The organism is Gilvimarinus algae (assembly GCF_030518215.1).
Lineage (GTDB): Bacteria > Pseudomonadota > Gammaproteobacteria > Pseudomonadales > Cellvibrionaceae > Gilvimarinus > Gilvimarinus algae.
Genome location: NZ_JAULRT010000059.1, coordinates 181,987 through 202,797, shown reverse-complemented (window position 1 = coordinate 202,797; position 20,811 = coordinate 181,987). Strand labels below are relative to the sequence as shown.

The window sequence follows — 20,811 nt, the reverse complement described above, 5'->3', positions numbered from 1 at the left end:
ACTAAACTTTTTGCACAATTACAAGCTGGCACATCACACCTGTAGCGTTTAAAATCGCGCAAATTTTGCGCACAGGGTCTCGGCGGGCACACACGCATCTCGCCTCTGGGGTCATTGTCAACCGGAGCCGGTATCGACCGGAAGGCTGGAGTGAATGCTGAAAGTGACAATCTGGCAGTATGTGCAGACACTACCGCGGCGGTTCAAGCCAAAGCGGGCGGTGTTTGCCCTGGCGCTGATTGCGCTGTGCGGCGCACTGGTGGCCAGCCGGCCACCCACCGTTTTGGAACAGGTTCTCGCATCAGGCACACTGACAGCCATCTCCCGCAACGGACCCACCACCTACTATGAAGGCCCCCACGGCGCCACTGGGTTTGAGTATGTGCTCCTGCAGGGCTTCGCCGATTACCTGGGTGTCGAGCTCGATATCGTCGAGCAGGAGAGCCTGGCAAAAATGCTGACAATGATTGAGCGGGAACAGGGACACCTTGCCGCAGCCGGTCTTGCCATCACGCCCCAGCGCGCGGCCCGCGTCAACTTCTCCAGCCCCTATTTGCAAGTCACTCAGCAACTGCTCTACCGCCGTGGCAACCCCAAGCCCGAATCGCTGGCCGACCTGGCCGAGGGCGACTTATTGGTCATCGCCGGATCTTCCCACGTCGAGCGGCTGGAGCAACTCAAGGCCGAGCATCCCGAGCTGGTATGGCGCGAGCAGAGCAGTTTGGAGATGATAGACCTGATGGAAATGGTCCATCGCGGTGAAATTGACTATGCCGTGGTCGACTCTAACGCCTATCAGATCAACGCCAAGATTTTCCCCAAAGCCCAGGTGGCCTTTGATTTAGGCGAGCCGGAATCACTCGGCTGGGCGTTCGCCCGTCGGGCCGACACCTCCCTCTACGACAAAGCACAGCAATACCTGGCAGAAATTGAACAAAATGGTTCACTGGCAGCCCTTGCCAGCGAGTTTTTTGAGCACACAGATCCTGTGAGCACAGGCGGGGCCCTGCTGTTTACGCAGCGACTGGAAAACCGCTTGCCGCAATGGCAAGCCATGATCCAACAGGTGGCCGAAGAAACAGGGCTCAGCTGGCAATTATTGGCCGCTATGAGCTACCAGGAATCTCATTGGAATCCCAAGGCTCGCTCCCACACAGGAGTGCGCGGGCTGATGATGCTCACACGCACTACCGCCCGCGAAGTCGGTATTGATGATCGCCTGGACCCGGAGCAGAGCATGCGCGGCGGCGCCATTTATTTCAAAGGGCTCCACGACCGTCTGCCCGAGCGCATCGCCGAACCAGACCGGACTCTGCTAGCCCTCGCCGCCTACAACGTCGGCATGAGCCACCTGGAGGACGCGCGTATACTCACCCAGCGCCACGGTGGCGATCCGGATAAGTGGCAGGACGTAGAGAAAAACCTGCCGCTACTGGCCAAACGCAAACACTACCGCACCCTGGCACACGGCTACGCCAGGGGCTGGGAGCCAGTGCAATACGTCAATAACATTTTGCAATTTCGCGATATCATTGCCTGGCACGATCAACAAGAGCGCCGCCGCCTCGCCATGGCCGATAATCACAGCCTGCCGGATAACAGCGACACCCCTCCAGATGCTGAGCCCAAGCTGCCCACTACCTCGGTGATGTAACCGCACTGCGGTTTGACAGCCAAGCCGCCGCGGGCAACACTAGCGCCTAAGCCAGAAGGCCTCTGGGCGTGAATCAGAGGTCACCCTACTTACTGCCGCGGAGCTCTCTATGATTACCTACCTCTACTGGGGTGCCGTCATCTGTCTTGCCATGATTGTGTTGATTTTGCTGGGCAAGCACAACTTTTGGCGCAGCGCGATTATCGCTTCTTTGCTGGTGTTTGCGGGGGGCTGGGGCGCCTACTACTTCCACTTCGAGCAGGTCTTTGTTAAACGCTACGGCGGGGTTATGAAAATCAAAGTCCCGGACGGCCAGCAGCACATTGCCGCGACCTGGAAGGACGATAACCTCTGGGTGGAAAACTACGATCCGGCCACCAACACCTGCCACTTTAATGAGTACTCCAAAGGCAACCTGCTGCAGGGGCGAGTCACCATCGAAAACTGTAATCCGGTGAAAGCGGGCCGGGTAAACACAGCCAAGGCTGTAAGCCCCCAAACGCCAACCGGTATCGCCGACCTATCGGCAGCGGACGGGCGCTAACGCAGTTTTTTCTCGGCGCGGCGTCGACGAAAGAACGCCTGCAATTGCGCCTGACAACCCTCGCGCTCCACACCGGGCGTCACTGTTACGGTGTGGTTGAAATAGGGAGCATCCAGCAGTTGTGCCTGACTGCGCACCACCCCGGCCTTGGGCTCTGAAGCGCCGTACACGAGCCTGGCAACCCGCGCATGAACCATAGCGCCCACACACATGGTGCAGGGCTCTAGAGTCACGTAGAGCGTACAATCGCTGAGCCGGTAATTGCCCAGAGCGCGGGCCGCGTCGCGCAGCGCCATCACCTCGGCATGAGCCGTCGGGTCGCAACCGCCAATGGGTCGGTTGTACCCGCGACCAACGACCACACCCTCTTTCACCACCAGAGCGCCTACCGGCACTTCATCGTTTTCAGCGGCCATATTCGCCAGCACCATAGCCTCACGTATCCAGTGGCGGTCTTCATCGCTGGCCATTGGCTGGCTCGACTCGCCCGCCGCCAGCGCCTCGGCCTCGGCGAGGCTCATTGGCGCCACGAAGGCAAAGCGCGCTTTGGCTTCGCCCGCAGTGCTCACCTGCTCGGTAAACATGGCCAACGGCCTGACCCACCAGGAAAAATCACCGTACAGACAGCGATACACCACCAGCGGTTCGCGGGTCTCACTGTGAGTGGCGATGCGGTAGACGAAATAATCACTGCCTTTGTAGTGGCGGTATAAGCCTGGGGAGATTTGCATGGGACCTCAAAGATCTGACTTCGCGCTATCCTAGCGGCTGACACAAGCGCTGTGAAGTACTCTTTTTCTAATAGAGCGCCCATAAAGACATTTCTTGCCATTGCCCCCGTACGCTAGAGTTACAAGCGCGCCAAAAACGATTGGTGCGACGGCATAGTATCAACTGCTGCGGCGATCTCAGAGCGGGTTTTCTCCATAAAGGTTTGCAAATTTCTCAGCGGAATGCCATCCACCAGCGGACTATGAGAGGCTGGAAGCACCCCCTGGCCGATGAGCACACTTACCCAATTGATGTCTGTGAAAACATTCTTCTGTTCATAGATAAGTCGGCCTGAGCATCTGAAAAGTTCTAATTTCTCCTGCAAACTGTCAGGCAACGACATAGTTCGACAGCGCTCCCAAAACGGGTCACCGACTCGCTCTGTCAGGCAATAATGGAGAATAATAAAGTCTCGAACTTCCTCCATATCGCTCGAGAAATCTCTGTTGAACTGCCTAGCCAACACCTCATTAGTATCGGCATCAGGAAACAATTGAACAAGCCTACTGATTGCCGACTGGATCAAATGGATACTAGTTGATTCCAGCGGCTCAACAAACCCCGAGGACAATCCAACGGCCAGACAGTTCTTTTCCCATGCCTTCTTCCGGACACCAGGAGTGAATCTAATATTTTTCATACCGGAAAGAGGCTCACCTTCAATACGGCTTAGAAGAAGAGTTTGCGCGGCATCATGATCGAGATGGCTACTGGAATAAACTAGACCGTTACCAAGGCGGTGCTGAAGAGGGATGCGCCACTGCCAACCGGCGCTGTGCGCAATTGCAGTCGTATAGGGGGATATCGCTTCGCTGGCATGATTTGACGCTACGGCGAGCGCACTGTCACACAGTAACCACTCGCCCCAAGTCGTGTACGGAATCCCCAGAGCCTTGCCCAACAGAAGGGACTTGAAGCCTGTGCAATCGACAAAAAAATCACCTTGCAGAGCATTGCTGCTCTTTAACTGCAGAGCTTCAATAAAGCCATTGTCAGGTCTTAGACAAACATCAAGGATTTCATCTTGTACGTGTTTTACACCTAGAGCAATAGCAAAGTGTTTAAGATAAGACGCATAGAGTCCTGCATCGATATGGTAAGCGTAGCGCATATTGGCGATGGCCGCTGCACCGCGAGAGTCGGGATGAATAAACTTCTGCGATCGTGCGCTGCTTGCTGTGACAGAGAAATCCGATAAATCTGAGTTTGGATTCTCCTTTTTCCACTTTAACCAGTAGTGATAGAAAGGCACACCCTGCGCTGCGGTGCCAAATCCACCAAAACCATGAAAATAGCGCTCGCCAGCGGACCTCCAGTCCACGAACTCTATCCCCAGCTTAAAGGTAGCTTTGGTTTGACGGATAAACTCCTGCTCGTTTAACCCCAGCATCCGATTAAAGGCAATCAAAGGCGGTATGGTTGCCTCACCCACTCCAACAGGTCCAATATCGGGAGACTCGACCAGAGTAATCTCATAGCCTGACTTACCAAAGACTCGAGCCAGAGCTGCAGCGACCATCCAGCCGGCTGTACCTCCACCGGCGATCACAATGCGTTTCCAGGGCATTATCATACAGCCGACCCCTGAGCGATATAATCCTTGAGATAGGGCATCTTTGCAGAGGCGCCATCAATCATTTGAAACATTTTCTTAAGTTGATCAGCAATCCATTTTGGTTCTATTCCCTCCACCAAGATATCATAGGCTCTGGGCACCAATCCGCTGCCAAGCAAGGTAGACACCCATAAGTCCTGCGATATAGGGTCTCCCTCTCTAAACGGCACTCTACCCGTATGATTAAACATATCCACTCTGGATTTCAGTCTATCTGAGACAGCTTCACCCAAGAAACTATCGGACCGAGCATTAGCACTTTTCAAACCAAAAACACGAAACAGCAATGAATGGAAATCAACAACACAGTCATACTCGAGATGAGTTAATCGATTATATTCCTCTGCCAAAGGGGCGGACTCTTTAGCGCTAGGGAAAAGGCTAATAAATCGCAAGATTGATGATTGAGAAAGCGAATAGGTACCCATAAAGGGATCTTGCAAAAAGCCTGATGACGCCCCCATAAAAATGCAATTTTTTACCCAAAACTGATTCCGTCTTTTTGATTGACCGCTTAGCTTTTTTAGATCAGAAGGCGGGGTACGCATGTACTCAGAAAATAGATTCACTGCTTCCTCATCGGATAGTTCGCCACTATTATAAACAAAATCAGATTGTTTTTTATACTGCGCACTTTGCTCTATAATGTATCCTGCCCCCTGCAGAGAAATAGAACTAAACGGACGATAAGAGCCTGAGCAACTGGAAACCGATCTTATGATCGAATCAACAGGCAAGGACTTCCTCTCACTTAGAAAAGAAGCGTTCAACGCACTCGACAAATTACTGTTATCTTCGCCGGAACAGTCAATATAAAAATCACCAACCACTGAAGAATCATCGATCCCATGAACATCTAAACAAGCTATACAACCGTCAGCATCCAGACTCACAGAGCTCACTTCGCCATCAACAATCGAACCACCCATAGATTGAAATTTAGAACGAAGATAGTCTTTTAGGCGTGTCACATCTAATGTGTAACCATGATTCAGCGTCGACAGCAATGACCCAGCATCCTTAGAGGCGGGAAGAAACTTAAGCCTCTTTGCGGACATCGAACTTAGAGAAAACTCATCGTAGCTGTGCGCCAGCCCCTTCTTATGTGCCCACACATAAAAATGCTGAAAGTCACGAGCATGAAGCATAAAGCCTGGGGGAGAAAATGGTAAATAGAAGTCCTTTCCTTGGTTCACGGACTTAAGAAGAACTGCGGTGCGATACAGGCCTCCCGCCTCACCCACCAGAACGTCCTCCGAAACACCTTGCGATGTAAAAAAATTTACCGCAGCAGGTGGAACAGAAACGCAAGCAGGCTCGGAAACATTTCCAGACTCAATTAGAGTTATAGACAGAGAATCTGAAAAGTGCTTTTTTAACCGATGCGCCAAAGTATAGGATTCAATGCCGCCTCCACATATAACCAACTTTCGTATGCCAGCGCTCATGAAAACACCCCATATAAACTCATTGCGCCCGGCGGCCACGACTTGAAACTCTCTTCGCTTGCGTAAAAATTGAGACTGTCTGCATGACTACTCATGAGTTCTACATGGTGTTGCACCTCAGTTTTTAAGCGATCAAGACTTTGAACTAACTCATCTTCGCTCATAGAGTCAACGGCTGGGTGGTAGTTTTCTGGCACGATCCCCTGCCCCAAATAGACAGCCACCCAGCTAGGCTCAAGAAACATGCCTTTTACATACTGCTCAACCACACCTCGCTCACAGAAAAGTCTCATTTTTCTTTCCAAAGACTCAGGCAACTCCATGGACCGAATATAACGCCAAAAATCCGAATCATCCCGATTGGTTGCCACATAGTGGAGAATAAGAAAATCTCTAATTTTTTTATACTCATCCTCCATCTCCGCGTTAAATTGCTGGCGAAGATAAGAGCTGTCCTGCATTCCAGGAAAATAATCCAGCAGCTTCGTTATGGCAACTTGAATCAAATAAATACTTGTAGATTCCAAAGGCTCGAGAAAACCACCGGATAGGCCTACTGCCACACAATTCTTTGCCCAGGAGCACCGTCTACGGCCAGCACGGAAGCGCAAGAAGTTCAAATCTGCCAAAGGCGCACCATCTAAGCCTGACAATAGAGTTTTTTCAGCATCCTCATCCGACAAGTACTTGCTGCAATACACCAATCCGTTACCGATACGCGACTGCAAAGGTATACGCCATTGCCAACCTGCCGACTTCGCCGTTGCTTTGGTATATGGTATCGGGGCACCGCTTCGTTCTGAGGGGACAGCGACAGCCCTGTCGCATGGAAGCCAGTGTGCCCAAGACTCAAAATCAACATTGAGTGTTTGACCCAACAGTAAAGACCGAAAGCCAGAGCAATCGACAAAAAAATCACCGTTGATTTTTGTGCCGTCATCTAGAGTCAAGCTCTCTATATCGCCCTCTTCATTGGTCTTTACCGCTTCGATTTTTCCCTCTCGTCTTTTTACGCTTTTCGATTTCGCGTACTCTTTTAAGTAACCAGCATACAACGACGCATCTATATGGAAAGCGTAACTGAATTTTGAGGCCAAAGAATCGGGGTCATCGGTAGGGTATGAGAATTTTTCTTGCTCAGCAGAAACAGCACCCACACTATAATCGGTGATGGGCAAGGCAGCACCAAGCTTATGGGCTTTCACCCAGTAATGATGGAAGCTGATGTCGCCTTGAGGTCGACCAAAAAGGCCAAAGGGATGAACATAAGAGGATCCTATACTGCCCCAGTCGACAAACTCAATTCCCAGCTTGTAGGTAGCATTTGTTCTGGCAATAAAATCTCGCTCATCAATACCTAGGCTATCATTAAAGTAGCGCAGATGCGGAACAGTTGCCTCACCCACCCCAACAGTACCAATTTTCTCGGACTCGATTAATGTAACATCATACAAATATGGATTGAGCTTGTTCGATAGCGCGGCGGCAGCCATCCAACCTGCCGTACCTCCCCCCACTATCACGATCGATTGCTTAACCATCTTCTTATCCAACGCTGCGTAGTCGATAGAATCTTAACCCCAAAAAAAAATGCGCGCCACTTTCATGGCGCGCATTTCTTCAAAGAGACTGCTTCTCTTAGAAGGTCACTTGCAAACTAACGGCGTAGCGGCGATCAGTCAAGAAGTTAAGAGATTGTGTTCTATCTCCTTCCTGATTGTACTGCACTTCTGTTGTCGTTACCTCGTTGGTCAAGTTAGTACCTTCCAAGCCAACTTTAATATTGTCGGTAATGTTGTAGAAAATAGAAGCATCCAACTGGCCGTAGTCAGTTTGATAAACCGGGGCAAACTCATTCGAATCACGTCGAGTCACCATGAACTCAGAGCGCCAAGTATAAGCCACACGAGCCGAAATATCCGCATACTCATACATACCGATGATGTTGTAGTTCTCATCGGAATAACCCGGCAGAGGCAAGTTACTGAATGCGCGGAAGTTAGCACGGTCATCATAAATCGGATTACCGCCGGTATCGTATCGGATTTGACCTACCTGGGAGCCGTCAACCTTATCGTTCAGGTCATCCTGATCGATGTAGGTATAGTTCATCTGTAAGCCCAAACCGCTCAGAATGCCCGGCAGGAAGTCATAGAATTGACTATAGGACAATTCAAAGCCACGGATACTACCAGAGCCTTCGTTGGCGGGGCCGGTGAAGGTCACTGTTTGCGCTGTTCCGTTTCTGACATTAGGCACTTCTTCAATAAAGCTACGCTCACGGAAGAGATGATCAATATCTTTATTAAACACCGCCATGCTCAATGAACCCGCGTCCGCGAAGTACCATTCGAGGCTAAGGTCCGTGTTGATCGCCTCTTCAGGCTGGAGATTTGGATTGCGCGCGATACCCGAAATTTGCAGGTTAGTAACAGCCGTAACCGGTCCGTCTTGAGTTTCGCGAATACTATCGAAACTCATGGAAATCACTTTCGAGTTACGGGTATCTTGCAAACCTGGGAAGTACAAACCTTTAGACAGACCAAACCGCAAGATCAAGTCTTCAGTCAAGTTGGCTGCCAGGTTTAAGCTCGGCAAAACGGTAGAATAATCCGTGCCTTTGACTGTTGTCGCCTGACCCTCGCCGTCAGCCCACTCGTAAGCATCCGGGTAGGTGTCGGCAAAAATGGCACCTACATCTGCCCCCTGACCATCTGTTGTCGGGCGATCTGGCAGATTGGTAAAGCCTGAAGACTCGAGTTTGTAGCTTACATAGCGAAGACCGACATTACCTCGTACCGGCACTGCCCAGTCATCAAAAGCAAAGTCAAACCGGGCATAAGCCTCTGCACGCTCTTCATTGGAGCCTGTGATTTGGTGAGGCGCGTAGACAGTGCCCGGAATACGGTCACCCAGATCAGCTTGCGCGAGGTAACAGTTCGGGTTGTTTTGACCCGGGTTCTCGCCACCGGCGCCACCGTAGTTGGCCGTATTAAAACCCTGCTCACAGCCACGGCGCACGAAGTCGGTAAAGTTCTCGGCATTACTCATACGCGGGAACAGAATCTCTGTACGCCCCAGCAAAGCGCTTCCATCGTAGAAATCGTCAAAATTGACAGTCTCAAACTCGTCGGGATTCGTCAAGGCTGAACCGGCAACGGTCGCCTCCGGCACATAGCTGTAATTCAGCGCACCCCAGTTGCTGTACTCTGTATCGCGAATGGTAAGGTCTTTATCAGAGTACTCGACCCCCACTTTTACACTGCGCGCCCAGCCATCGCTGATTTGATAATCCAAATCCAAGGCGAAGCGGTCAGAAGTCGCATCTGAGTCGACATTTTGGTCCAGCGCCGATCCAAGCAAATGTGAATGTTGGTCCTTTCCTTCCCAGTTTTGTGACACGGCCTGATCGAAGAAAGCATCATTCAAAAACTCAAAGGTCGGAGTATCACCTGTCAGATCCACATAAGTATCGGTATAGGCATACAAAGTCCTGGCGTTAATACCGTAGTTTTCAACCTTGTTGGTTGAGTCTACACGCTGGTAGTCCAACTCAATGGTCAGGTCATCATTGGGGCGAAGCTCTAAATTAAACGACGCATCCTCAACGGTATTCTTGTTGTAGTTGTAACGCGAGGACATCTGTAAAATAGAGTCCTCAACATACCGGTACACACCCTGCTCAAAGAAATTATTCTCGTCAAAGCTCATCGGGTACTCTTCAGTACCATAATAGGCCGGGTGAGAACGAGGAGCCCTGTCGAAGCCTTGAGCCTGCGCACCAACAACCCTTTCGCGCCAAGTCAAAGAAGCATCTGAACGAATGTACTCAAGCGTTGCGATAACCGTCTCATCGGTGTTTTGCCACTGCAATGAAGTAGCTAGACCTTCGCGCTCGCGGTCGTTTTCAGCCGTCCGCATAGAGTACTGACCTGGAACCCAAACGACTGTACCTGGTTCCTGACCACCGATAGCGGGGCCGTCAACCGGGCTTTCGGGATCAATCGAAGCGACGGGCCCCCAACCGAGGTAATCCCCGATAAATGAGTCACCACGGGAATAAAAGTTAGCAACGCCAACACCATCGCCGCGAGTCAACAACTCAGAGTATGAACCGCTGATCAAAAAGCCAAACTCACCAGCAGAGGTTTCCCAGCGATCGCTGAACAGCGCAGAGGCCGTTGGGCTCCACTCTTCACGGAAGTCGCCATAGTTACCCTTAACGGTGGCACCAAACATCATGTCTGGCGAGTCAAAGGGCTTGCGGGTGATTAGGTTCACGGTACCTGCGATACCACCAGCTGACATATCGGCCGTTTGGTTTTTGGTGACTTCTACAGCACCGAGAAGCTCGGGAGAGAAATCTTCGTAATTCAGCCCACCCCAGGGGTTTGCGCTGAAAGCGCCGCGTCCGTTGATCTCGCTGCGTACGCGGTCCAAGCCGCGAACCAATACGCCGGTACCTTCATCGGCAAAGTGGTTCGGGTCATCGGAAGAGGCAAAGCGCTCAATGGTAACACCCGGTACCCGCTGGAGCGCTTCCGTCACTGACTTGTCAGGTAGAGCGCCAATGTCAGATGCGGTTACCACATCTTTGATGGTATCGGCATTGCGCTTGATGTCCTGCGCGTTTTGCACGCTGACACGCATGCCACGAACCACAACCTCTTCGACCAACTCCTCACCGTTGTCTTCCTGAGCGTAAGCCGCTGGAAGTGTCAAACCTGTCGTCGCGGCACACACCGCGAGACTCAGCAGTTTTTTACTGAATTGCATAGCCATATTATCCTTCTTTGAGAATGATCTTTTTAGCATTCGGATCGGATGCCCCGAACCCCCGATTTTCTTGTCTCATTAGAGCAACAACCACACCAACCTTGTTACTGCACGAAACGCAAGGGGGTGTTTAACGTAACTTAATGAAACATTAAGAGCTCACTCCTGAGTTATGTTACTTATTAACATTAATTTTCCGTAAACTCAGATACTATTTTTACTCCGCTTTGGACAACGTTGTCAATATTTGAGCAAAAAATCACATTATTTTTATTTTAAGGGGCCCCTCCCGCTCACCGCGTCGTCAAAAGCCCCCTGCGAAATCAGCATAGCCTGCTTTGCCGCCTTAAGCCACCTCGCCCGATAAGATCAATAACGATGCACAGATCGCCCGGCGCGCACCAAAAAACAGCAGCATCCTTGCCAATTAAATCACGCCCCGTTCGCGCAGCCCGGCGTAGTCGTCTTCCGACAGGCCTAAGCTCTCTTGCAGTACTTGCCAGCTGTGCTCACCGACTTCGCCCCCCGGCCATTGGGTGCCGCCGGGCGTCTCGGCAAGCTTGGGCGCCATTGCCGGGATTTCCAGGGCCCGGCCATCAATCTCAACACGCTCAAACAAACCTCGCGCCCGAAAGTGCTCGTCGGAAAACATATCGGCCACACTGTATATCGGGCCGGCGGGGACCCGGGCCTGCTCCATAGTGCTGAGCACAGTCGCGCTGTTTTTGGTAGCGCACCACTCGGATAAAACCGTATCAATTTCCTGCTCACAGGCGACCCTGCCGGCGTTGTTTGCCATGCGCGCATCCTCCGCCATCTCGGGCCTGCCCACAGCCACCATAAGGCGGCGGAATATGGAGTCGCCATTGCCGCCGATCACAACGTACTTGCCATCGCTACAACAATAAGTATTCGTGGGTACAATACCTGTAACCGTGGTGCCCGATGGCTCACGCACAATACCGGCGCCCGAATATTCGGGCACTACCGCCTCCATCAAGTTGAACATAGACTCGTACAGCGCGACGTCCACGACCTGGCCACCGCTTTGGTGTCGATCACGCCCCAGTAACGCCAGGACAATCCCGAAAGCCGCATGCAGCCCGGCAATGGAATCCCCAATACTCAAATTGGGGCGCACCGGCGCGTGACCGGGATAACCGTTGACGTAACGAAAGCCGCTCATGCCCTCGCATACGGAGGCGAACCCGGGCTTGGCGGAGTAGGGGCCGTCCTGCCCAAAGCCGGAAATGCGCGCGTACACAAGCTCAGGATTGCTCTGCTTTAACGTCTGAGGCCCAAGCCCCCAGGACTCCATGACCCCGGGGCGAAAATTTTCGATCACAACGTCCGCAGTGTCAGTGAGTTTGTGGGCCAAGGCGGCGCCTTCCGGGTGTTTTAAATCGATAGTCACGCTTTTCTTGTTGCGACCAATGCTGCGCCACCAGAAGGAGGTGCCGTTTTCCACGGCCCGCCAGCCCCGAATCGGATCGCCCTGGCCGGGCGGCTCTATCTTTATGACTTCGGCACCAAAGTAAGCGAGCAGGCAGCCAGCAAAGGGGCCGGCGATCAACTGGCCGAACTCGATAACCCGAATCCCCGTCAGTGGCTTCAGCGTTTCTGTCATGCCATATCCTCTACCGCCAAAACAATCTTGCCGATATGCTCATCGGACTCCATAAACTGGTGCGCCCTGGCCGCTTCAGCCAGGGGAAAATGCGCAGCAATCACCGGCGCTAACTCTCCACGACTTAACATGGGCCACACCTGCGCATGCAACTGCTGCGCGATAGCCGCTTTCACCTCATCGGTTTGCGAGCGCAGCGTGGAACCGGTAAGGGTCAGGCGCTTTAGCATCACAGGCAGCAGATCAAGGGTCATCTTGCTGCCCGCCAAATAGGCGATATTGACAATGCGTGCATCGGCCGCCGCCGCTCTAAAGTTGCGTGCAATATAATCACCGCCAACCATGTCCAGAATCACATCGGCCCCGCCGGCGCCGCGCAGGATCTCAACATAGTCCTCGCTCATCACATCAATGGCGCGCTCTGCGCCCAGGGCCTCAATCGCGGGGCATTTGGCGGCGCTACGAGTGGTCGCAAACACCCGGACGCCGCAAGCACTCGCCAACTGCACGGCGGTGGTCCCTATACCGCTGGCGCCACCGTGCACCAGCAGCAGCTCCCCGCGTCCGAGCCCGCCACGCTGAAAGACATTGTGCCAAACCGTAAAAAAGCTCTCGGGAAGAGCGGCTGCCTGCAGGTAAGAGAAGTTAGCGGGAACGGGCAACACCTGATCTGCCCTAGCGACGACACACTCGGCATAGCCACCACCGTTCACCAATGCGCACACCGCTTGCCCAGGGCGCCAGCTGGATACTCCAGGACCAAGTGCGTCTACCCGGCCCGCCACCTCAAGGCCCAACCGGTCGCTCGCTCCTGCTGGTGGGGGATAGAGCCCCCGGCGCTGAAGAACGTCCGGCCGGTTAACGCCCGCGGCCGCGACCTTAATTAGAATCTCGCCAGGCCCAGGCGACGGGGCCGCTATATCGTCCAACACCAGTCCGGCCGCGTCTGGCGATGTGCTGATAATCGCGCGCATAGCGTTTATTTCATACTCTCAGCCAACATAGCGACTTACGGTGCCAGACGTTCAATGACCCAGTGATCCTCGTCCTTGCGATAGCGAAAGCAGTCGTGCAGACGGTGGGCCCCACCTTGCCAGAACTCTACGTCACGCGGAAGCAAACGGAAGCCTCCCCAGTTGTCCGGCAGTGGGATTTCTGTATTGGCAAATCGGGTTTCAGCCTCGCGAAAAGCCTCCATCAGTGCCTCGCGCGAGCCGATAACCTGGCTTTGCTCCGAGGCCCAGGCCGCCAACTGGCTTTCGCGCGGCCGAGAGGCGAAGTAGCTTGCCGCCATGGCCTTTTCGACACGCTCTATGGCGCCGCTGACTTTTACCTGCCTGTCCAACTGGTGCCAGGGAAACAGGAGGCTCGCCCTAGGGTTGGCCGCCAACTCGCGGCCCTTACGGCTCGACTGGTTGGTGTAAAAAACAAACCCCTGCACGTCCAAGTGCTTGAGCAATACAATGCGCTGGGAGGGCTGCCCCTGCGCATCGGCCGTCGCCAGCACCATCGCCGTGGGGTCACTGAGGCCGGCCGCCTCCGCCTCGGCAAACCAACGCTCAAACTGCGCGTGAGGGCTGTCCGCCAAATCCCGCCGGCGCAGGCCTCCCTGAGTGTACTCACGCCGTTTGGCTTCAAACATGTGGCTCATCGCTCACCCCTTCGTTCAAGGTATTTCTGATGCGACATTATACGTCCGCAGAGCGTATGTCGATCGCCAGTGATCAGGCTCAACCGTGGATTTCTCTCCACTTCCCCGCTTAGCCTGCCAACGGAGCGACACCACCGAACGATTTCAAGTAATATGACGAAGCGGTGGAATCATCCCAAGCCCATTGAGGTCAATAAGAAAAGGTTCGGCAAATAGTGGCGCCTGTGACTACAATCCATACACAATTACGCGTAGAATTGGCGCATATATCTACAGCAGTGAGTTGCCATGTTCGATAACTCGACAAAGCCGACGGGCGTGTTACTGGCTGGAGGACTCGCCCGCCGCATGGGCGGTGGCGATAAATGCCTTCTGCCCTTGGGAGACAAGACCCTGCTCAGCCGCAGCCTTGGCCGCGCGCAGACGCAGGTGGATCAACTCCTGCTCAGCGCCAACGGCAATGCTCTGCGCTTTGCCCGCACCAAACTCAAGGTGGTGCCGGACGTCTTCTCGGACTTCCCCGGCCCCATGGCGGGCATCCACGCCGCCATGAGCTGGATGCAGCGCGAACGACCCGACTGCCAGTGGCTGGCGAGCTTCGCCTGCGACACGCCCTTTTTTCCGCGCGACATGGTCGACCAACTGGCGGCGGCTATCACTGAGCCGGACTGCAAAATTGCCGTAGCCCGCTCGGGTGACAAAATCCAGCCCGTATTTGCTCTGTGGCACAAAAACCTGATCGAGGAGTTTGCCCAAACCCTGGAAAAAGGCGAGATTCCCTGGCTTCAGCACTGGATCGTCGAACACCCCCACGTCGTTGTGGATTTCGCGAGCGAGCCTTTTGATCCCTTTACCAACATTAATGCACCCCAGGATCTCTACGCCGCCCAGGACCTGATCGCCCGTTACGGCGACCTCTAACGAACCAGTACTCGGGGGCATCGCCTGGCAATTACCGGCCAATCTGGTAGACTTGCCGCCTTTTCCGAATGACCCAACTGCGCCATGACTGACACAGGCAACACCAGTCCGCCTTAGGACGTCTCCGCTGAGGGGCCCGGCCCCACCCCCACGAACTGGGCCGCGCGCTCGGTGCACCTCCTGCTGCACGCAGTAAAACCCTGTACTGGACACCACTATGCTTGACACTTTACGCCAGCACTGGCTGAGCAATGTTCGCGGCGATTTGCTCTCCGGAACCGTTGTCGCCCTTGCCCTGATTCCCGAGGCCATTGCCTTTTCGATTATCGCCGGGGTCGACCCTAAGGTGGGGCTCTACGCCTCTTTCTGTATCGCCGTGGTGACTGCCTTTGCCGGCGGGCGGCCAGGTATGATTTCAGCGGCCACAGGAGCCATGGCGCTGCTGATGGTGACACTGGTCAAAGACCATGGTTTGCAGTATTTGCTGGCAGCCACGGTGCTCTGTGGGGGTTTTCAGATCATTGCCGGGGTGCTCAAACTCGGCGGTTTGATGCGCTTTGTCTCACGCTCGGTGGTAACGGGCTTTGTCAACGCTCTGGCGATTCTGATCTTTCTGGCCCAGGTACCTGAATTTACCGGCGCCAATGCCACTCTACCCGTTTTTGCCCTTCTGGCAGCGGGGCTGGGTATTATCTACCTTTTCCCCTATATCACGCGCGCGGTCCCCTCGCCGCTGGTCTGCATCGTCAGCCTGACCATTGTCGCCATTTACTTTGGTATCGACGTCCGCACCGTGGGTGACATGGGCGAGCTGCCCGACAGCCTGCCGATTTTCCTGCTGCCGGATATTCCGCTTAACCTTGAGACGCTGACCATTATTCTTCCCTACGCACTGACCATGGCCGCTGTCGGGCTGCTCGAGTCGATGATGACCGCTACCATTGTCGACGACCTGACCGACACCAACAGCGATAAAAACCGCGAGTGCATGGGCCAGGGCGCCGCGAACATTGGTGCGGGATTTCTGGGAGGCATGGCCGGATGCGCCATGATTGGCCAATCGGTGATCAACGTGAAATCCGGTGGGCGCACCCGGCTGTCCACTCTGGTGGCCGGCGTGTTTTTGTTGATCCTGGTGGTATTTCTCGACCGCTGGGTCGCTCAGATCCCCATGGCGGCATTGGTGGCCGTCATGATCATGGTCTCCATTGGTACTTTTAGCTGGTCATCGGTCAAGGCTCTGCGCACTAACCCAAAAAGTTCGTCCATTGTCATGGTCTCCACTGTCGCCGTAGTGGTGGCCACACACAACTTGGCCCTGGGTGTGCTCTTGGGTGTTCTGCTCAGCGCGCTGTTTTTTGCCCGCAAGGTAGGCGACTTGCTTTATATTGGCTCCGAGCTGGATGAGGACAATAGCCATCGAACCTATCAGGTGGTGGGGCAGGTTTTTTTCACCTCGGCCGAGCAGTTTGTCAGCCGCTTTGACTTCAAAGAGGCGGTGGATCGTGTCACTATCGACTTGTCGCGCGCTCACTTCTGGGATATCACCGCCATTAGCTCACTGGATAAGGTGGTGATCAAGTTGCGCCGCGAGGGCACCAACGTAGAGTTGATTGGTCTCAACGAGGCGAGTGCCACTTTGGTGGACCGTTTCGCTGTGCACGACAAGCCCGAAGCCGTTGAAAAGCTGATGGGTCACTGACACATAATAAAGAGGCAGCACCATGGCCGAGAATATCATCGCCTGCATCGACGACTCCCAATACGCCCAGGCCGTGTGCGACGGGGCCGCTTGGGCCGCGCACCAACTGACGGCGCCCTTGCACCTGCTGCACGTGCTCGACTATGTGCATGGATCGGGCGAGCGCAATCTCTCTGGCACCCTAGGTTTTGGCGCCCAGGAGACACTGCTGCAGGAACTGGCAGCACTGGATGAACAGCGGGCAAAAGTAGCCATGGAACAGGGTAAACTGCTGCTCGCAGCAGCCCGCGAGCGGGTCAGTCAGGGTAACATCGGTGACGTGCAAACCCGCCAGCGCCACGGCGAGCTGACGGACACGCTCGTCGAGCTGGAAAGCGAAACCCGCCTGCTGGTGGTTGGCAAGCGCGGCGCGGAGAGCGCCAGTGCCCACGGTCATATTGGCAGCCACATCGAAAAAATTATTCGCGCGATGCACAAGCCGATTCTCATTGTGCAGCAGGCGTTCGACGCACCCACCGATATTATGGTCGCGTATGACGGCAGCGCCACCATGCGCAAGGGTATTGAAATGATCGCCGCCAGCGCGCTGCTTAAAGGCTGTCACTGCCACTTGGTCATGGTGGGCGCGGATTTGGAGACCAATCGCGAATCCCTGCAATGGGCGGCGAGTGCTTTGCAAAAAGCCGGACTCTCGGTCAGCGATGCGATTATTGCCGGCGAACCCGAAGTGGCTCTGGTTGAGTATCAACAATCACACGAAATCGGCCTGCTGGTCATGGGCGCCTACGGTCACTCGCGCATTCGTCACTTTATCGTTGGCAGCACCACCACCGCCATGATCTGCCGCTGCAAGACCAGTATGCTGGTGCTGCGTTGAGACCGATTACGTCCTTCTCGGTAAGGTTTCTTCTGGTCGGGCAATACCTCGGCTTACTGCTCGTTTATGTGGCGCTGGGTGTCGCCAGACAACCGCAGCAGGTCGTTGGCGATTACAACGACCTGCTGATGCATTTTGCCGGATACGTCGCAGCCGGTGTATCGGTCAGCCTGGCCTGGCCAAACCAGCCCCTTTGGCAGCGCTTCGCCCAGCTCTTTGGATTTTCAACCGCCATTGAAATAGTGCAGTACACCCTGCCCTGGCGCAGTTTTGAGCTGAAGGACATTCTCGCGAACAGCTCAGGCATTTTAGTAGGTCTTGTTCTGTGGCAGCTGGCGGTGCTTATTCAGCGGCGCCTCAACAGCTAAATCGCGAAAAGCAAACTACTGCTGCTGTTGCAACATTTGCGCTATCCCCGTACCGATGCTTGCGGCACCTCCGAGGCTCCAGCCTCCATCAATGGGCACCACCGCACCGGTGATAAAGCTGGCCAGCTCAGAGCTCAAGAGCACACAGCCGTCAGCAATATCCCGTGCCCGCCCCATACGCTTAAGCGGCACAGTCTGAACGATTTTCCGGCGGATATCCTCACCGGGTGCCAGCCGCTCCATACCCTCGGTGCCTTCAATGGGTCCGGGGATAATCGAGTTGATACGCACACCTTCACTACCCCACTCGATGCTCAAGGTGCGGGTGATCATGTCGACCCCGGCTTTCGCCGCACAAACATGTACCTGCCCGGCCATGGCCAACTGCGCCTGGGGAGCAGAGATATTAATAACCGAGGCGCCGGGCTTGCGCAAATAGGGATAAATGGCGCTCATCACATGAAAGGTGCCTTTCAGATCAATATCCACCACAGCGCCAAAGCCGTTGTCGGATAACTGACTGGCCAGTGCGGGGAAGTTTCCCGCCGCCCCAGAGACAACAATATCTAACGCGCCCCAGCGCGCGTACAGCTGACTCACCGCCTCGCGCATGGCATCGCCCTTGCGCACATCCACACTGTAGCCACAGGCATCCTGTGCGCCCAGTGAGTTCAGCGCCGCTACCGTGTCATCCACTTTATCCTGCGAGCGACTGATAACACAGACACTGCAGCCAAGCCCGGCAAAACGCTCGGCCACACCGCGGCAAATACCGCTGGTTCCGCCGACCACCAGCACGGTTTTTCCGGCAAAATCCCCATGAATATTCATACTTGCTCCTTGTTCATCATCGCGGCAATCGCCTGTTTCGCCTCTTCGCCGTCGAGGCACTGGGCAAAGACGTCGAGCTCCTGCGCAATCACCTTATCCAGCGGCCAGCCGGCCACAGCATTTAACAGTGCCTTGCTGCGCGCCAGTGCCTGGGGTGGCAGCTTGGCCAGTTCTTTACACACCCACTCCACTTCCTCTGCCAGACGCTCGAGCGGATAGACACCATTGATCAGGCCAATGCGCTCGGCCTCCAGCGCCTCCAACCGGTCACCCAGTAACAACAGCTCACGCGCGCGGGCTTCACCGACGCGGCGCGCCAAAAGACTGCTGGCGCCGAATTCCGGGCTCAGCCCCAAACGCACGAAAGGCAGCTGGAAATAGGCGTCTTCACTGGCGTAGACAAAATCGCAGTGCAGGAGCAAAGTAGTGCCGATACCCACCGCCAGACCGTTGACTTCGGCCACCATAGGTTGGGGCAATGCCATCAGAGCGCCCATAAACTGCACGGCCGGATGCTCCGAGTTGAGCTCTCCCGCCGCGAGAAAATCGGCCAGGTCATTCCCCGCGGTAAAACTGTCCTCACTGCCGCTGAGGCGCACAACTCGCACCTCAGGCGCTTGAGCGGCCCACCGCAAGGCCTCGGTCAGGCTAGTGTACATCGCGAGAGATAGTGCATTTTTTTGTGCCGGCCTGTTGAGCACAAGCGAGAGGATACCGCGCGTCAAGGTAACGGATAATTGCGCGCAGGGTGAGAAAGGCAAATCCACAAGAGCCTCCTATATCGAAAAAACAGTGGCCTGCTCAGTGTAGCTTGATTTAGTGACAATATCCGGGCCGCGTCTTGCATTCGCGGCTCTGCCTTGGCATCTTAACCTCAGGTTCCACCGACGGTTGTTTCGTCTGAAAAGGATTTAGCCATGAACCCACTGACCCGCGGCTGGGGCGCGGTGCTTCTGGCCGTTACTGCCGCCCTGCCCTCTGCCGGCTTACTGGCATCCGATAGCGCAACAACGGCCACCATTGCCATAGACGCCCCCTGGGACTGGGTGAAACTGACCTCCGGGGAGTGGCTTAAGGGCGAGCTGACCGCACTGGAGAAGGACTCGCTGAGCTTCGACAGCGATGAGCTGGGCGAGCAAGCCATCGACTGGAGTTCGGTGGCGGCCATTCACACCACGGCCCCAGTCAATGTGCTGACGAACAATCAACAACTCTACCTGGGCAAGCTGGAAACGGTTGACGGCAAACTTTTTATCGGCGAGGCCGGCCCCATGGCGCTGAGCGATGTGCTACACATCGCCCGCACCAGCAGGCGCGAGCGCGAACGCTGGAGTGGTAAGATCGGCGCTGGCATCAACTATCGCACCGGCAATGTGGATCAGAAAGATTTCAACGCAAACCTCAACTTGCTGCGCCGCACTGCCCGTTCCAGCGTGAGGCTTACCTATCTCGCCGACGTGTTTTACGACGGGGGCGAAGAAACCAGCAACGAGCACCGTGCTACTGGCAGTTACTATGTGCGCCGCTCCGAGAGGTGGTTCTGGCAACCGGTACAGTTCGAGTATTACAGCGCGCCGCTGCAAAATATCTCTTCCCAATGGACCGCGGGCCTGGGTGGCGGCATTTATCTGTTTGACACCAGCGATTTGAGCTGGACTCTCTCTGCCGGCCCGGGCTACATGTACACGCGCTACGAAGAGACCCCGAGCGGCGAGGAGCGCACTGTCGACTCGGGGGCCTTTTTTCTCTCGAGTCAGTACGACCAAACCCTCACTCGCTATATGGATCTCAGTGCCAGCTATCAGCTGACGGCTACCAACCGCGAGTCAGGTCAATACAAACACCACGGCGTCATCAGCCTGTCCATCGACCTGACGGATAAACTCGACTTAACCACCAGCGCCTACTGGGATCGCATCAAGTATCCGCAACCCGACGCCGAGGGCGTCACCCCGGAGCGGGACGACTTTCGCTACACCGTGGGGGTCAGTTACGAGTTCTAAGGCGTGCTACAATCTGCGCTTTT

17 protein-coding genes are annotated in these 20,811 nt (G+C 54.8%); 7 read left to right on the top strand and 10 right to left on the bottom strand.

Translation table 11 applies throughout. From position 1 onward, the window contains the following. The first annotated feature begins 154 nt into the window (after window positions 1–154). Complete coding sequence (mltF, locus tag QWI16_RS12240) at window positions 155–1,654, top strand: membrane-bound lytic murein transglycosylase MltF (protein WP_302713504.1); 1,500 nt, start codon at window positions 155–157, stop codon at window positions 1,652–1,654. A gap of 109 nt (window positions 1,655–1,763) precedes the next feature. Then, complete coding sequence (locus QWI16_RS12235; protein ID WP_302713502.1) at window positions 1,764–2,198, top strand: hypothetical protein; 435 nt, start codon at window positions 1,764–1,766, stop codon at window positions 2,196–2,198. On the opposite strand, the gene tadA is transcribed toward QWI16_RS12235, so the two are convergent. The 8 genes from tadA to pdxH form a co-directional block, all read right to left on the bottom strand. Then, window positions 2,195–2,929, bottom strand: coding sequence for a tRNA adenosine(34) deaminase TadA (gene tadA / locus QWI16_RS12230; protein WP_370659929.1), 735 nt, complete (start codon window positions 2,927–2,929; stop codon window positions 2,195–2,197). The genes QWI16_RS12235 and tadA overlap by 4 nt on opposite strands. 119 nt (window positions 2,930–3,048) lie before the next feature. Beyond that, window positions 3,049–4,542, bottom strand: a complete 1,494-nt coding sequence (locus tag QWI16_RS12220; RefSeq protein WP_302713500.1) for a tryptophan halogenase family protein — start codon at window positions 4,540–4,542, stop codon at window positions 3,049–3,051. Further along, window positions 4,539–6,032, bottom strand: a complete 1,494-nt coding sequence (locus QWI16_RS12215; RefSeq protein ID WP_302713498.1) for a tryptophan 7-halogenase — start codon at window positions 6,030–6,032, stop codon at window positions 4,539–4,541. The genes QWI16_RS12220 and QWI16_RS12215 overlap by 4 nt, the downstream gene beginning before the upstream one ends. After that, window positions 6,029–7,573 carry a tryptophan halogenase family protein gene (locus QWI16_RS12210; protein WP_302713496.1) on the bottom strand — a complete coding sequence of 515 codons (1,545 nt, stop codon included), beginning with the start codon at window positions 7,571–7,573 and terminating at the stop codon, window positions 6,029–6,031. Before QWI16_RS12210 ends, QWI16_RS12215 begins: the two co-directional genes overlap by 4 nt. A gap of 97 nt (window positions 7,574–7,670) precedes the next feature. Continuing rightward, on the bottom strand, window positions 7,671–10,808 hold the full coding sequence (locus tag QWI16_RS12205; RefSeq protein WP_302713495.1) for a TonB-dependent receptor: 3,138 nt from the start codon (window positions 10,806–10,808) through the stop codon (window positions 7,671–7,673). A 427-nt stretch (window positions 10,809–11,235) separates the two neighbouring features. Continuing rightward, a complete protein-coding gene (locus tag QWI16_RS12200; RefSeq protein ID WP_302713493.1) occupies window positions 11,236–12,435 on the bottom strand; it encodes a CaiB/BaiF CoA transferase family protein in 1,200 nt (399 codons plus the stop codon). Beyond that, on the bottom strand, window positions 12,432–13,409 hold the full coding sequence (locus QWI16_RS12195) for an NAD(P)H-quinone oxidoreductase (protein WP_302713491.1): 978 nt from the start codon (window positions 13,407–13,409) through the stop codon (window positions 12,432–12,434). The genes QWI16_RS12200 and QWI16_RS12195 overlap by 4 nt, the downstream gene beginning before the upstream one ends. Before the next feature lie 35 nt (window positions 13,410–13,444). Continuing rightward, on the bottom strand, window positions 13,445–14,086 hold the full coding sequence (gene pdxH / locus QWI16_RS12190) for a pyridoxamine 5'-phosphate oxidase (protein WP_302713489.1): 642 nt from the start codon (window positions 14,084–14,086) through the stop codon (window positions 13,445–13,447). Between the two features lie 288 nt (window positions 14,087–14,374). Here pdxH and mobA point away from each other — a divergent pair, with 288 nt between their 5' ends. From mobA to QWI16_RS12170, 4 genes are all read left to right on the top strand, one after another. Further along, window positions 14,375–15,007, top strand: coding sequence for a molybdenum cofactor guanylyltransferase MobA (gene mobA / locus QWI16_RS12185; RefSeq protein WP_302713487.1), 633 nt, complete (start codon window positions 14,375–14,377; stop codon window positions 15,005–15,007). Window positions 15,008–15,224: 217 nt separating this feature from the next. Further along, the gene (locus QWI16_RS12180; protein ID WP_302713485.1) at window positions 15,225–16,709 is read left to right on the top strand and encodes a SulP family inorganic anion transporter; all 1,485 of its coding nucleotides are present in this window, start codon (window positions 15,225–15,227) and stop codon (window positions 16,707–16,709) included. A 22-nt stretch (window positions 16,710–16,731) separates the two neighbouring features. Next, on the top strand, window positions 16,732–17,586 hold the full coding sequence (locus QWI16_RS12175) for a universal stress protein (protein WP_302713483.1): 855 nt from the start codon (window positions 16,732–16,734) through the stop codon (window positions 17,584–17,586). Continuing rightward, window positions 17,583–17,954, top strand: coding sequence for a VanZ family protein (locus QWI16_RS12170; protein WP_302713481.1), 372 nt, complete (start codon window positions 17,583–17,585; stop codon window positions 17,952–17,954). The genes QWI16_RS12175 and QWI16_RS12170 overlap by 4 nt, the downstream gene beginning before the upstream one ends. 15 nt (window positions 17,955–17,969) lie before the next feature. Here the strand turns inward: QWI16_RS12170 and QWI16_RS12165 are convergent, their stop codons facing one another. Next, window positions 17,970–18,785: an SDR family oxidoreductase gene (locus QWI16_RS12165; protein WP_302713479.1), complete on the bottom strand. Its 816-nt coding sequence runs from the start codon at window positions 18,783–18,785 to the stop codon at window positions 17,970–17,972. After that, the gene (locus tag QWI16_RS12160) at window positions 18,782–19,552 is read right to left on the bottom strand and encodes an enoyl-CoA hydratase (RefSeq protein ID WP_302713478.1); all 771 of its coding nucleotides are present in this window, start codon (window positions 19,550–19,552) and stop codon (window positions 18,782–18,784) included. The genes QWI16_RS12165 and QWI16_RS12160 overlap by 4 nt, the downstream gene beginning before the upstream one ends. Before the next feature lie 150 nt (window positions 19,553–19,702). Here QWI16_RS12160 and QWI16_RS12155 point away from each other — a divergent pair, with 150 nt between their 5' ends. Next, window positions 19,703–20,788, top strand: a complete 1,086-nt coding sequence (locus QWI16_RS12155) for a DUF481 domain-containing protein (RefSeq protein ID WP_302713477.1) — start codon at window positions 19,703–19,705, stop codon at window positions 20,786–20,788. Window positions 20,789–20,811: the final 23 nt, after the last annotated feature.